Here is a 13,592-nt window from a genome sequence, read left to right on the forward strand (position 1 = left end):
CGTTGGGAGCGCTCCCATACCTCCGTCGCCCCGGCGACCCTTGCGAAAGACCGCCATGCCCCTCGAACCCGCCATCGAATCCGGCGACCGCTCGCACGCGCTCGCTCCCGTCGAGTCCGTTGCGCAGATCTCGTCGATGCTGCTCGACACAGACCCGACTCTCGATCCCGCCCTCGCCGAGATCGCGCGAGCGACCGCCACCGAGGGTGTCGTGCTGCTGACGAACGACGGCACCCTGCCGCTCGGCGAGCGCACCGTCGCGGTCTTCGGGCGCGTGCAGGTGGACTGGTTCGCCGTCGGCTACGGCTCGGGCGGTGACGTCAAGGTGCCCTACATCTGGAACCTGCTCGCCGGGCTCCGCGACGCGGGCGTCTGCGTCGACGACGACCTCGCGACCCGGTACTCGACGTGGTCCGCGGAGAACCGGCCCGTGTTCACCGCCAACTGGGGCCAGTGGCCGCACCACTTCCCCGAGATGCCCATCGCCGACGCCGACGTGGCGGCCGCGGCATCCCGTGCCGACACCGCGGTCGTCGCCATCGGCCGCGCGGCGGGCGAGGCGCGCGACAGCATCCTCGAGCCCGGCAGCTACTACCTGACGCCGGAGGAGAGCGCCCTCCTCGACGCCGTGACCGCGCACTTCGACCGTGTGGTGGTCGTCGTGGACGCGGGCAACGTGATGGACCTGTCGTGGGTCGTCGCGTACGGCGACCGGATCAGCGCCGTGCTGCTGGCCTGGCAGGGCGGCATGGAGGGTGCCCGCGCCGTCGCGGGGGTGCTCGCCGGCGAATCGGCCTCCAGCGGCAAGCTGACCGACACGATCGCCCTCAGCTACGAGGACTACCCCAGTGCGCCGAACTTCGGTCACCTCGACGTCAACGTCTACGCCGAGGACGTCTTCGTCGGCTACCGCTACTTCGAGACGTTCGCCCCCGACCGGGTGCTGTTCCCGTTCGGGCACGGCCTGTCGTACACGACGTTCGAGCTGGCGACGACGGTGACGACGGATGCCGGTGCCCTGACCCTCGAGGCCGTCGTCACCAACACGGGGGCCTTCGCCGGAAAGGAGGTCGTGCAGGTCTACACCGGCGCTCCGGACGGCGCCCTCGGCAAGCCCGCCCGTCAGCTCGCGGCGTTCGGCAAGACCGGGCTGCTCGCGCCCGGGGCGAGCGAGACGATCCGGCTCACGGTGCGTCTCGACGACCTCGCCTCGTACGACGACGCCGGCGCGACCGGTACCCGCAGCGCCTGGGTCCTCGAAGCCGGCGAGTACCCCGTGTTCGTGGGGACCGACGTGCGCTCGGCGACGCGCGTGGCGGCGTTCGACGTGCCCGAGACGCGGGTCGTGCGCACGGCCACCGAGGTCGCCGCCCCGGTCCTGCCCTTCGAGCGACTCACGCTCGCGCGAGCGGCAGACGGCTCGGCCGTCGTCGCCCACGAGACCGTCCCCACGCGCACCGTCGCGCGGGCCGACCGGATCCTCACCACCCTGCCCGCCGAGATCCCGCACACGGGCGACAGGGGTGTCGACCTCGCCGACGTCGCCGCGGGTGCGGCATCCCTCGACGACTTCGTCGCGCAGCTGAGCGATGAGGAACTGTCGCTCCTCGCCCGCGGCGACGTCACGATGGACAGCCCGCTGGGGGCCGCCGGCAACGCGGGCGTGCTGGGCGGGGTGTCCGAGTCGCCGCGCGCCAAGGGCGTGCCGCCGATCACGACGACCGACGGGCCGAGCGGCATCCGCCTCGCGGCCTACGCCTCGTTGCTGCCCTCGGGGACGGCGTTCGCCTCGACCTGGAACGTCCCGCTCATCGAGGAGCTCGCTGCGCTGCACGGCCAGGAGATGCTGCGCAAGGCCTCGGACGTGCTGCTCAGCCCGGGCATGAACATCCACCGCGACCCCCTGTGCGGGCGCAACTTCGAGTACTTCAGCGAGGACCCGGTCGTCTCGGGACGCATCGCCGCCGCCGTCGTGCGCGGCGTGCAGAGCACCGGACTCGCCGCCTGCCCGAAGCACTTCGCCGCGAACAACCAGGAGACCAACCGCACCCGCAACGACTCGCGGGTCTCCGAACGCGCCCTGCGCGAGATCTACCTGCGCGGCTTCGAGATCTGCGTGCGCGAAGCCGCGCCCCGCGTGATCATGACGTCGTACAACCAGATCAACGGGGTGTGGGCGCACTACCACCACGACCTCGCGACGGTCGTCCTGCGGGGCGAGTGGGGGTACGAGGGCACGGTCATCACCGACTGGTGGATCGAGGAGTCCGCCGACCCGGACTTCCCCGCCCTCGCGGACAACGCCTACCGCGTCCGTGCGCAGGTGGACGTCCTCATGCCCGGCGGGGTCAAGCGCGACGGCGCGCCGCAGGCGTACGCCGACACGTCGATCCTCGACTCGCTCGCCCGCGCGGACGGACTCACCCGCGGTGAACTGCAGCGCACGGCGCGGAACGTCCTCGGCCTCGCGCTCGCGCTGAAGCCGGTCGTCGACGCTCGTACGCTGGAGGGATGACCGCGAGCCCATTCGACCAGTCCCGCTACCAACTGCGTTTCGACTGGGGGCAGGAGGGCCTGCGCCGCCTCGCCCCCGCGGACGTGGTCGTCGTGGTCGACGTCCTGCGGTTCTCGTCGACCGTGTCGGCGCGGATCGTGGGCGGCGAGACCGTGCCGCACGACGACGCGGCCCACGCCGTTTCGCGCAACGGCGCCGCCGTCGCCTCGGCCGCTGCGGACGCGGGTGCGGTCGTCTTCCTGGGGTGCCTGCGCAACGCGACCGCGGTCGCGCGCGCCGTGCTGGCCGAGCAGAACCGCCGCGCGGCGCGGACGAGCGTCAACGTGATCGCGGCGGGGGAGCTGTCCGGGCAGGGGGATGCCGCGGTCCTCCGCTTCTCGGTCGAGGACCAGCTGGGCGCGGGCGCGGTGTTCGCCGCCCTCGAGGCGCTCGGCCTCGACCATTCGTCGCCGGAGGCGGCGGCGGCATCCGAGTCCTTCCGCGGGCTCCGTTCCGCCGTCCGTCACCTGCTGACGGCGAGCGGCTCGGGGCAGGAGCTGCTCGAGGCCGACCGCCGCGCCGAGGTGCTCGCCGCCGCGGTCCACGACGCCGACGATGCGGTGCCGGTCCTGCGCGGCGGCGTGTGGCGGGCGTACGAGGCGATCAGCGCGGAGTGAGGGCGGCCCGCCGCGTCTCGGCGGTGATCTCGCGCCGCCGCCAGGTGATGAGGTGGCGCGGATCGAACGTCGGTGCGCAGCGTGCGCACGAGGTCGCCCGCGTGGCCTTGCGGTGCCGGTAGGCGACGTGCCCCGCGGGGCAGACCCCGACCCAGGGGGCGAGCTCGGTCGCCGTCTCGCCGCGGTGCGTCACGCCGCCGGTGTAGCCGAGCGAGCGCGCGATGCGCTTCCAGTCCGCGCCGTGACCGGCGGCGGCGCCCGCGATCGCGTGGGCGATCTCGTGCAGGATCGTCTGCCGGTTGGTCTCGGCGTCGTACCGCGCGGCGAGGTAGCGCGAGAGCGTGATGCGCTTGCGCAGGTAGTCGCACGCGCCCGCGCGCCGTTTGGCGTTGTCGAACGCGAAGCTCCACGAGTCGTCGAGCAGCTGCCGCAGCAGGGACTCCGCCTCGCGGCGGACGTCGATCAGATCGCTCATGCCAGCACGATAGAACGGATGTACGACACTCGCCGGGAACGGCTCAGCTGGCGACCGTGGAACGGTTGCGGCGCCGGTCGACGGCGTCGATCGCGAGCAGCGTCGACTCGAGCTGCTCCTCGGGCGCCCCGGCCTCCTGCCGCAGGAAGAGCGCCTTCTTGAAGTCCGCGCGCGCCGACGCATCGTCACCGGCGTCGAAGTGCACCTTGCCGCGGTGCTGGCAGCCGAACGCGGCCACCGCCGCCCAGCCCTGGCCCTCGGCCTCTTCGACGCACGTGTTGAGTTCGTGGATCGCGGCCGCGTAGGCGCCGCGGAACTGCTGGACAGTGGCGTGCAGCATCCGTGCGCGCAGCAGGTCCTTGCGTGTCCCGGCCATCCGCGCGAGACGGACCGACTCCTCCGACACCACGAGCGCGTCGTCGAGACGGCCGGTCACCTTGAGGAGCCACACCTTCTCGAGCATCGCCGCGAGGCTGCGCTGCTCGCCGAGCTCGACGAGCCGTGCCTGGCATTCGTCGAGGTCGACGATCTCTCGGAGTGTCTCCGGGTCGTATCCCTTGATGAAGCCCACGGCCAATCCTTCCCACCCAGCGACGTGTGCCTCCAGTGTCGCCGGGCGGGACCCGGAATCGGCTGAGGGCGCGCCGCGCGTCGTGGCCTCAGCGGTCGAAGACGGATGCGGCGGGCTTCGGCGACGGGGTGGCGTCGGCATCCGTCATGATCCGCGCATCGCGCGCGAACGCCTCGAGCTCGGCGCCGTGGGCGACCTTCGCGGGGTGCGGCCCCGCCGCCATGAGCCGCGGCAGCCAGTCCATCGGCAGCGGAGCGGGAGAGGCGGCGATCACGATGTTGCCGAACCGACCGCTCTTGAGTGTGCCGACCTCGGCGAGGATCACGACGTGCTCGAGCACCGAGCGCACGGTCGCGACCTGACGGCGCGCGAAGGCCAGCCCGCTGCCGTCGGCGATGTTGACGAGCAGGATGCCGGTGGGTGCGAGCAGCCCCGCGAGGATGCGGTAGTACTCCACGCTCGTGATGTGGGCGGGGGTCTGGGCGCCCGCGAACACGTCGGAGACGACGAGGTCGACGTTGCCGACGAGCCCCGCGGGCAGGCGCGCCGCGACGTCGCGCGCGTCGCCGATGCGTACCCGGAGCTGTCCCGTGCGGGGGAGCGGCAGGTGCGCGCGGACGAGGTCGACGAGCGCCTGCTCCAGCTCGATCACCTGCTGCCGCGACCCCGGCCGGGTGTGCTCGACGTACCGCGGCAGGGTCAGGGCGCCCGCACCGAGGTGCACGGCCGTGAGGGGCTCGCCCGGCATCCCGATCTGGTCGATCACCGCACCCATCCGGGCGACGTACTCGAAGTGGAGGTGCGACGGATCGTCGAGGTCCACGTGCGACTGGGGGGTCGTGTCGACGATCAGTTCCCAGCCGCCGGCGAAACGACCCGGCACGATGCGCGCCTGCCGGCCGTCGGACAGTCTCGCGACAGGCGGGTCGATCGGGTCGCGGGAGCGGGCCATTCGTCTACGGTAGCCCGCAGGAAGAAACACGATCGAGATGCAGATGTAACCGCTTGCCCGCAGTGGGGCAGGTAGCGTCAGCGGCATCCCTTCGGCAGCGCCGCCCTCCAGGCGCGTCGCCGACGAGCCTCATCGGAAGGTGCACAGCAATGCTCCCCATGTCCAGGAAGCGGGTGGTCGCGGGCGCCGCGGCCCTCGTCATCGGTGCGCTCGCGCTCAGCGCGTGCGCCAGTCAGCGCGGCGGCGAGACCGAAGGCGAAGGCTCGGCCGACGTCGACGGCACGTTCGTCTTCGGCGCCTCGGCCGACCCGGCCAGCCTCGACCCCGCCTTCGCCCAGGACGGCGAGACGTTCCGCGTCTCGCGTCAGATCTTCGAGGGTCTCGTCGGCACCAAGCCCGGCACTGCCGACCCGGCGCCGCTCCTCGCGGAGTCGTGGGAGGTCTCGGACGACTCGCTGAGCTACACGTTCGCCCTCAAGAAGGACGTCACGTTCCACGACGGCACGCCGTTCAACGCCGAGGCCGTGTGCGTCAACTTCGACCGTTGGTACAACTGGGAGGGCCTGGCCGCCAGCGAGGCGCTCGGCTACTACTACAACAAGCTCTTCAAGGGCTACGCGTCGAGCCCCGACACTGCGGTCTACGACTCCTGCACGCCCGACGGCGACGACTCGGTCACCATCGCGCTGAAGAAGCCCTTCGCCGGCTTCGTCGCGGCGCTGTCGCTCCCCGCCTTCGGGATGCAGTCGCCGACCGCCCTCGAGGAGTACAAGGCCGACGAGGTCGGCGGCACCGCCGAGGCCCCGACCCTCAGCGAGTACGCGATGGGTCACCCCGTCGGCACCGGTCCCTACAAGTTCGACGAGTGGTCGCCGGGCGAGCAGCTGACGCTGAGCTCGTACGAGGACTACTGGGGCGACGCCGGCCAGATCGACGAGATCATCTTCCGCGTGATCGACGACCCGACCGCCCGCCGCCAGGCGCTCGAGTCGGGCTCCATCGACGGGTACGACCTCGTCGGCCCCGCCGACACGGCCGCCCTCGAGGAGGACGGCTACAAGATGGTGTCGCGTCCTCCCTTCACGATCCTCTACCTCGCCTTCAACCAGGCGGTCCCGGAGCTTCAGGACCCGAAGGTCCGTGAGGCTCTCTCGTACGCCGTCGACAAGGACGCGCTCATCTCGCAGGTCCTCCCCGAGGGCACCGAGAAGGCGACGCAGTTCATGCCGCCGACCGTCAACGGCTGGAACGCCGACGTCACGACGTACGACTACGACCCCGAGAAGGCGAAGCAGCTGCTCGCCGAGGCCGGCTACGACGAGGCGAACCCGCTCGCGCTGACCTTCAACTACCCGGTCAACGTCTCGCGTCCGTACATGCCGGACCCCGAGCAGATCTTCACGGTGCTGTCGAAGCAGCTGAACGAGGTCGGCGTCGAGACCACGCCGCAGTCGAACGAGTGGGGCGAGTACCTCGACCTCATCACCGGCGGCACGGACCACGGCATCCACCTGCTCGGTTGGACCGGCGACTACAACGACACCGACAACTTCCTCGGCGTCTTCTTCGGTCAGAAGTCGGCGGAGTGGGGCTTCGACAACCCCGAGCTGTTCTCCGCCCTGACCGACGCCCGCGGCATCGCGGACCTCGACGAGCAGACGCAGGTCTACTCCGACATCAACGAGCAGGTCGCCGAGTTCATCCCCGGTGTCCCGCTCGCCCACCCGGCTCCCACCCTGGCCTTCGACCCCCGCGTCGAGAGCTACCCGGCGAGCCCCGTGAACGATGAGGTGTTCAGCGAGATCGTCCTCACGAAGTAAGCCGATCGAGGCGGCCCCGGCCGCCTGACCGGTGCGGGGCGGGACACCCTCCCGCCCCGCACCGACCTCCCCGAAAGCGACACCCGTGCTGCGAACCATCGGCAAAAGGCTCCTGCTGCTGATCCCCACCCTCCTCGGCCTGAGCATCCTGCTCTTCTGGTGGGTGAGAACCCTCCCCGGTGGGCCCGCCCAGGCCCTGCTCGGCGAGAAGTCCACCCCCGAAGCCGTCGCCCGCATCAACGAGCTCTACGGCTTCGACCGCCCGCTCCTCGAGCAGTACTTCACGTGGATCGGCAGGCTCCTCTCGGGCGACTTCGGCAGCTCGCTGCAGACGAGCCGTCCCGTGCTCGACGAGTTCCTGCGCCGCTTCCCCGCGACGATCGAGCTCTCGCTCGCCGCGCTCATCATCGCCGTCGGCGTCGGCGTGCCCCTCGGGTACTGGGCCGCCCGCCGCCACGGCAAGGCGGCCGACAGCGCCGCCGTCGTCTTCAGCCTGCTCGGCATCGTCGTGCCGGTGTTCTTCCTGGCCTTCATCCTCAAGTACGTCTTCGCGGTGCAGCTGGGATGGCTGCCCTCGGACGGCCGCCAGAGCCCCCGGATCGACGCGACGCATTACACGAACTTCTACGTCCTCGACGGCCTCATCACAGGGGAGTTCGACGCGGCATGGGATGCCGTCCTCCACCTGATTCTGCCGGCGGTGGCGCTCGGCACGATCCCCCTCGCGATCATCGTGCGCATCACCCGGGCATCCGTCCTCGAGGTCCAGAACGCGGACTACGTGCGCACCGGCAAGGCCAAGGGCGTGCCCGGAGCGCTGCTGCGCAACCGCTTCATCCTCCGCAACGCGATGCTGCCGGTCATCACGACGATCGGCCTGCAGGCGGGTCTGCTGCTGTCGGGAGCGATCCTCACCGAGACGGTGTTCGCCTTCCCCGGCATCGGATCGTTCCTCGCCGGCGCCATCTTCAACCGCGACTTCCCGGTCCTGCAGGGCTTCATCATCTTCATCGCGATCGTCTACGCGCTGATCAACCTGCTCGTCGACGTCTCGTACAGCCTGATCGACCCGAGAGTGAGGGTCTCATGAGCACCGTCCTTCCCCCCGCCGCCGGCGGGAGCCCCGCCGAGGACGCCACGGCCGTCGACCTGAACGCCGGCAGCGGCGGAGCGCCGCGCGGCGGCTTCTGGCACGACGTCTTCCGTCGCCTGCGGCGCAGCCCCGTTGCGTGGACCGGCCTCGTCATCGTGCTGCTGTTCGTGCTCGTCGCGATCCTCGCGCCGCTGCTCGCCCCGTACCCCGAGACCGACCTCCCGGGTGCGCGCGAGATCACTCCGACCTACATCCCCGGTCCCGGCGAGATCGCGGCGTTCCCGCTCGGCCTCGACCGGTTCGGCGGCGACGTGCTGTCGAAGCTCATCTGGGGAGCGCAGTCGTCGCTGCTCATCGGCGTCATCTCGACCGCTTACGGCCTCGTCGGCGGGATGCTGCTGGGCCTCATCGCCGGCACGTTCGGCGGCTGGGTCGACAACGTCATCATGCGACTCGTCGACATCCTGCTGTCGGTGCCGAGCCTGCTGCTCGCCGTCTCGATCGCAGCGATCCTCGGCCAGAACCAGAACTCGGTCATGATCGCCATCGGTGTCGCGCAGGTGCCCATCTTCGCGCGCCTGCTCCGCGCCTCGATGCTGCAGCAGCGGTCGGCCGACTACGTCCTCTCGGCGCAGACCCTCGGCCTCGGCCGCGGGCGCATCACGATGACCCACGTCCTGCCGAACGCGGTCGGACCGGTCATCGTGCAGGGCACCCTGTCGCTCGCGACCGCCGTCATCGACGCCGCAGCGCTGTCGTTCCTCGGCCTCGGCGGCGGACGCCCCGAGACCGCGGAGTGGGGCCGCATGCTCACCTACGCGCAGGCGGAACTCGCCATCGCGCCGTGGTTGGCGTTCCTCCCCGGCATCTGCATCGCCATCACCGCGCTCGGCTTCACGCTCTTCGGTGAGGCGCTGCGCGAAGCCATGGACCCCCGGACGCGCGGGCGCTGATCGTGAGCCGGCGGGCGCTGCTCGTCGTCGTCGGGCTCGCCGTCGTCGTGGTCGTGGGGCTGGCCGCGCTGTACACGCTCGGCGGGCTCGGCAACGCGGTCGTGCCGTAGTCGCGCCGGGGTACCGCTGCGCGATCCCGGCGGGGCGGCTGGTACCGCTGCGCGATCCCGGCGGGTCGGACAACAGGGCCCCTTCCCCGACTGTCCGGCCCACCGGGATCGCTTCGCTGCCCGTGCGTGCTGGGGCTGTTCGCCTGTCGCGTTGTGCGGCGTGGGGCGGCGTGTTGTGACAGGGGAGGGTTGCGGAGGCGCGGCATCCGCTGTTCGCCTGTCGCGTCGTGCCGCGTCGGGCGGCGTTTTGTGACAGGGGAGGGATGCCGGAAGGAGGGTCAGACGGCGATGTCGAGCTCGTTGCCGGGGATCGAGGCGAGGAGGTTGCGTGTGTAGGGGTCGCGCGGGTTCGTGAAGATCTCCTCGCTCGAGGCGGCCTCGACGAGCGCGCCGTCCTTCATGACGCAGACGTAGTCGCTGATCAGGCGCACGACGGCGAGGTCGTGCGAGATGAACAGGTAGCTCAGGCCGTACTCGTTCTGCAGGTCGCGCAGCAGCGACAGGATCTGGTCCTGCACGAGAACGTCGAGCGCCGACACCGGCTCGTCGCAGACGATCAGTTCCGGCGACAGGGCGAGGGCCCGCGCGATCGCGACGCGCTGACGCTGACCGCCGGACAGCTCCGACGGGTAGCGCCGCAGCATCGACTCGGGCAGGGCGACGTCGTCGAGCAGCTTGCTCACCCGCGCGGCACGGTCCTTCGCGGAGCCGCGGTTGTAGAAGTCGAGCGGTTCCTGCACGATCCGCTCGATCGTGAACATGGGGTTCAGCGACGAATACGGGTCCTGGAAGATCGGCTGCACCTTCTGCCGGAACTCGCGCAGCTGCCGTCCTTTGAGGAATGCCACATCCGCACCGTCGTAGCGGATGACACCCTCCGTCGGGTCGACGACCTTCAGCAGCATCCGTGCCGTCGTCGTCTTGCCCGACCCGGATTCGCCGACGATCGCGACCGTCTCGCCGCGGGGGATCGCGAACGAGACGTCGCGGACGGCGGCGAAGTCCTCCTTCTGCCCGCGGACCTTGTAGAGCTTGGTGAGCCCCTCGACCTCGACGATGTTGTCGACCGGCTTCGGCGCGGCATCCGGTGTCGGGGCCGTGAACGCCTCGGGGCGCAACCGTGCGACGGCGACCGAGGGCGCCGCCTGCACGAGGGACTGGGTGTAGGGATGCTGCGGGCCCTCGAGGATCTGCCGCGCGGGGCCCTGCTCGACGATGCGGCCCCGGTGCATGACGACGACCCGGGCGGCGCGCTCGGCCGCGAGACCCAGGTCGTGCGTGATCAGCAGGACGGACGTGCCGAGCTCGGTCGTCATGCGGCCGAGCTGGTCGAGGATCGTCTTCTGCACCGTCACGTCGAGCGCGCTCGTGGGCTCGTCGGCGATGAGCAGGCGCGGGTTGCAGGCCAGGCCGATCGCGATGAGTGCGCGCTGGCGCATGCCGCCCGAGAACTCGTGCGGGTACTGCTTCGCGCGCTCCTCGGCATTCGGCAGGCCGGCCGCCGCGAGGGTCTCGACGACCTTCCGGTCGACGTCCTTCTTCGTCGCGAGCCCGTGCGCGAGCAGGGTCTCGGCGACCTGCGTGCCGATCTTCGACGTCGGGTTGAGGTTCGACATCGGGTCCTGCGGCACGAGTCCGATCTGCGCCCCGCGGATGCCGCGCATCGTCGCCTCGGAGGCCCCGACGAGCTCCTGGCCGTCGAGGCGGATGCTGCCGTCGGCGATGCGTCCGTTGCCGGCCAGCAGGCCGATCACGGCCATCGCGGTCGTCGACTTGCCCGAGCCCGACTCGCCCACGATCGCGACCGTCTCACCCGCGGCGAGGTCGAGGTCGACGCCCTCCACGGCGCGCACCGATCCGTCGATGGTCTGGAACTCGACGGCGAGGTCGCGCACCTGCAGGAGGGGCGTGCCGGCGGCGGGGGTGGTGGCGAAGGGCATGGGTCCATCCTGCCCTCCGCCCGCCGCGGGCGCACGGGCGGATCGCCGGCTTTACCGAGCCGTAACGGGATCAGCCGTCGCGGCGGGCACCCTCGGACGGTCGCACCGTGAAGACGTGCGGCTCGGTGTGCCCCGCCGCGGCGAAGGCTGCCAGAACCGCGCCTCGCACGGCCGGGACGGCGGCGCGGTCGATGAGCGCGATCGCCGACCCGCCGAATCCGCCGCCCGTCATCCGCGCCCCGACCGCGCCGTTCTCGCGGGCGGTCTCGACGGCGAGGTCGAGCTCGGGCACCGAGATCTCGAAATCGTCGCGCATCGAGGCGTGCGAGGCGTAGAGCAGGTCGCCGATGGCGCGGGGGCCCTGTTCGCGCAGCGTACGCACGGTGTCGAGCACGCGCTGGTTCTCGGTGACGACGTGACGCACCCGCCGATAGGTCACCTCGTCGACGAGCTGCTCGACCTGCGGCAGCTGGTCGACGCGCACGTCGCGCAGGGCCGGGACGCCCATCGCCTCCGCACCGCGCTCGCACGCGGCGCGGCGCTCGCCGTAGCCGCCGGTCGAGTGCGCGTGGGCGACACGCGTGTCGATCACCATGAGCTCGAGCCCCGCGGCGTCGAATCCGAGGGCGACCACCTGCGCGTCGAGGCTGCGGCAGTCGAGGAAGGTGCCGGCATCCGTCTCACCGAGCATCGACGCCATCTGGTCCATGATCCCGGTCGGAGCGCCGACGGCCTCGTTCTCGGCGCGGCGTCCCGCCTGCGCGAGTGCGACGCGGTCGAGGCCGAGCCCCCACACGTCGTTGAGCGCCGAGCCGGTCGCACCCTCGATGGCCGCCGACGACGAGAGCCCGGCGCCGACGGGGACGTCCGAGGCGAACGCGAGGTCGACACCGGTGACGGATGCGGCATCCGTCCCGGTCGCCTGCAGCAGGGCCCACGCGACACCGAGCGGGTACCTGGCCCACTCGACGACCTCGTCGCGGCGGTCGGGGAAGAGCGCGTCGAGGTCCGCGAGCGCCACCTCGACCGGCGCCTCGTCGAAGGTCGAGACCACGCGGATGCGGCCGTCCGAGCGGCGGCCGAGCGCGACGTGCGTCCGGTGGGGCGTCGCGAACGGGAAGACGAAGCCGTCGTTGTAGTCGGTGTGCTCGCCGATCAGGTTGACGCGCCCGGGCGCCGACCAGAGGCCGACCGGCTCGTTGCCGGTGAGGGTGGAGAAGAGGCCGTGGGCCTCGCCGGCAGCGGTCACAGGGTGACTCCTTCGATGGCGGTGCGGAGGCGCGCGGCGGCGTCCTCCGGGGGGACGTCGCCGATCCAGGCGCCCATGGCGGCCTCGGATCCGGCGAGGAACTTGAGCTTGTCGGCGGCGCGACGGGGACTCGTGAGCTGCAGGCTCAGGCGCACGGTGTCGCGGCCGACGTGGACCGGCGCCTGGTGCCAGGCGGCGATGTAGGGAGTCTCGGACTCGTAGAGGGCGTCGACGCCGCGCAGCAGTCGCAGGTAGAGCGGGGCGAGCTCGTCCTTCTCGGGCTCCGAGAGCGTCGCGAAGTCGGCGACGTGACGGTGCGGGAGCAGGTGGATCTCCAGTGGCCAGCGGGCGGCGAACGGCACGAAGGCGGTCCAGTGCTCGCCGCGCAGCAGGACGCGGGGGCCGGCCTGCTCGAACTCGAGGATGCGCTGGAACAGGTCGGGGGCGGTGCGGTCGATCGAGTCGAGCAGACGGGTCGTGCGCGGAGTGACGTACGGGTAGGCGTAGATCTGGCCGTGCGGATGCTGCAGCGTGACGCCGATCGCTTCGCCGCGATTCTCGAAGGGGAACACCTGCTCGATGCCGGGAAGGGCGGACAGGGCGGCGGTGCGGTCGGCCCACGCCTCGATGACGGTGCGGGCACGGGTGACGGACTGCGTGCCGAACGAGCCGGTGCGCTCGGGCGAGAAGCAGACCACCTCGGTGCGGCCGACGCTCGTGCGGGTGCGGCCGAGCCCGAGGTGGGCGAGGTCGTCGAGCCCGCGCGGCGGGTCGACCGCGGCGGGGACGTCGTCGGTCGCCTCGGCCAGGGCGGGGCCGAACGAGGGCGACTTGTTCTCGAAGACGGCGACGTCGTAGTGCGATGGGATCTCGGACGGGTTCGTCGGGGTCTGCGGCGCGAGCGGGTCGAGCTCGGCGGGGGGCAGGAACGCACGGTTCTGCCGGTTCGCGGCGACGGAGACCCAGTCGCCGGTGAGGACGTCCTGCCGCATCGTGGCGGTCTCGGGGCGGGCGTCGAGATCGCGGGTGTCGACGGCGCGCTCCGGGCCGAGGGTCGTGCCGGGGTCGTCGAAGTAGATCAGCTCGCGGCCGTCGGCGAGGCGGGTGCTGCGCTTGACGACGCCGGCGCCCAGGTCGGATGTCTCGGTGGGGGTGGGCTCGAACTGCGGCGTGTTCACGTCAACACGGTAGCCGAAGGGCTGTGTTATCGTCAACATCGCGCGGATCTCCGCAGATCGTGCCGGGGCCGCGCCGGGGA

The 13,592-nt window shown here is 71.4% G+C and carries 11 protein-coding genes; 5 read left to right on the plus strand and 6 right to left on the minus strand.

The window, feature by feature from the left end:
• Positions 1-55: 55 nt before the first annotated feature.
• Both NH287_RS05600 and NH287_RS05605 read left to right on the plus strand, forming a co-directional pair.
• Positions 56-2,515 carry a glycoside hydrolase family 3 protein gene (locus tag NH287_RS05600; RefSeq protein WP_253034817.1) on the plus strand — a complete coding sequence of 820 codons (2,460 nt, stop codon included), beginning with the start codon at positions 56-58 and terminating at the stop codon, positions 2,513-2,515.
• A complete protein-coding gene (locus NH287_RS05605) occupies positions 2,512-3,171 on the plus strand; it encodes a 2-phosphosulfolactate phosphatase (protein WP_253034818.1) in 660 nt (219 codons plus the stop codon). Before NH287_RS05600 ends, NH287_RS05605 begins: the two co-directional genes overlap by 4 nt.
• Here NH287_RS05605 and NH287_RS05610 read toward each other — a convergent pair.
• From NH287_RS05610 to NH287_RS05620, 3 genes are all read right to left on the minus strand, one after another.
• Complete coding sequence (locus tag NH287_RS05610) at positions 3,158-3,646, minus strand: SprT-like domain-containing protein (protein WP_217529482.1); 489 nt, start codon at positions 3,644-3,646, stop codon at positions 3,158-3,160. The two genes, NH287_RS05605 and NH287_RS05610, sit on opposite strands and share 14 nt — an antisense overlap.
• Before the next feature lie 43 nt (positions 3,647-3,689).
• Positions 3,690-4,217: a hypothetical protein gene (locus tag NH287_RS05615; protein ID WP_064003759.1), complete on the minus strand. Its 528-nt coding sequence runs from the start codon at positions 4,215-4,217 to the stop codon at positions 3,690-3,692.
• A gap of 88 nt (positions 4,218-4,305) precedes the next feature.
• Positions 4,306-5,169: a spermidine synthase gene (locus NH287_RS05620; RefSeq protein WP_253034819.1), complete on the minus strand. Its 864-nt coding sequence runs from the start codon at positions 5,167-5,169 to the stop codon at positions 4,306-4,308.
• A gap of 149 nt (positions 5,170-5,318) precedes the next feature.
• Between NH287_RS05620 and NH287_RS05625 the strand changes: the two genes are divergently transcribed.
• The 3 genes from NH287_RS05625 to NH287_RS05635 all read left to right on the plus strand — a co-directional run bounded on the left by NH287_RS05625 (position 5,319) and on the right by NH287_RS05635 (position 9,035).
• Positions 5,319-6,989: an ABC transporter substrate-binding protein gene (locus NH287_RS05625; protein ID WP_253034820.1), complete on the plus strand. Its 1,671-nt coding sequence runs from the start codon at positions 5,319-5,321 to the stop codon at positions 6,987-6,989.
• Positions 6,990-7,074: 85 nt separating this feature from the next.
• Complete coding sequence (locus tag NH287_RS05630) at positions 7,075-8,079, plus strand: ABC transporter permease (protein WP_064003762.1); 1,005 nt, start codon at positions 7,075-7,077, stop codon at positions 8,077-8,079.
• On the plus strand, positions 8,076-9,035 hold the full coding sequence (locus NH287_RS05635; RefSeq protein WP_253034821.1) for an ABC transporter permease: 960 nt from the start codon (positions 8,076-8,078) through the stop codon (positions 9,033-9,035). The genes NH287_RS05630 and NH287_RS05635 overlap by 4 nt, the downstream gene beginning before the upstream one ends.
• 388 nt (positions 9,036-9,423) lie before the next feature.
• Here NH287_RS05635 and NH287_RS05640 read toward each other — a convergent pair whose 3' ends face one another.
• From NH287_RS05640 to galT, 3 genes are all read right to left on the minus strand, one after another.
• Positions 9,424-11,085 (minus strand): ABC transporter ATP-binding protein, encoded by a 1,662-nt coding sequence (locus NH287_RS05640; RefSeq protein WP_253034822.1) that lies wholly within the window; start codon positions 11,083-11,085, stop codon positions 9,424-9,426.
• Between the two features lie 70 nt (positions 11,086-11,155).
• Entirely contained in the window at positions 11,156-12,334 is a 1,179-nt protein-coding gene (galK, locus tag NH287_RS05645; protein WP_253034823.1) for a galactokinase, read from the minus strand.
• Complete coding sequence (gene galT, locus NH287_RS05650; protein WP_217529465.1) at positions 12,331-13,512, minus strand: galactose-1-phosphate uridylyltransferase; 1,182 nt, start codon at positions 13,510-13,512, stop codon at positions 12,331-12,333. The genes galK and galT overlap by 4 nt, the downstream gene beginning before the upstream one ends.
• Positions 13,513-13,592: the final 80 nt, after the last annotated feature.

It is taken from the genome of Microbacterium sp. CnD16-F (assembly GCF_024124465.1).
Taxonomy (GTDB): Bacteria; Actinomycetota; Actinomycetes; order Actinomycetales; family Microbacteriaceae; genus Microbacterium; species Microbacterium gawkjiense.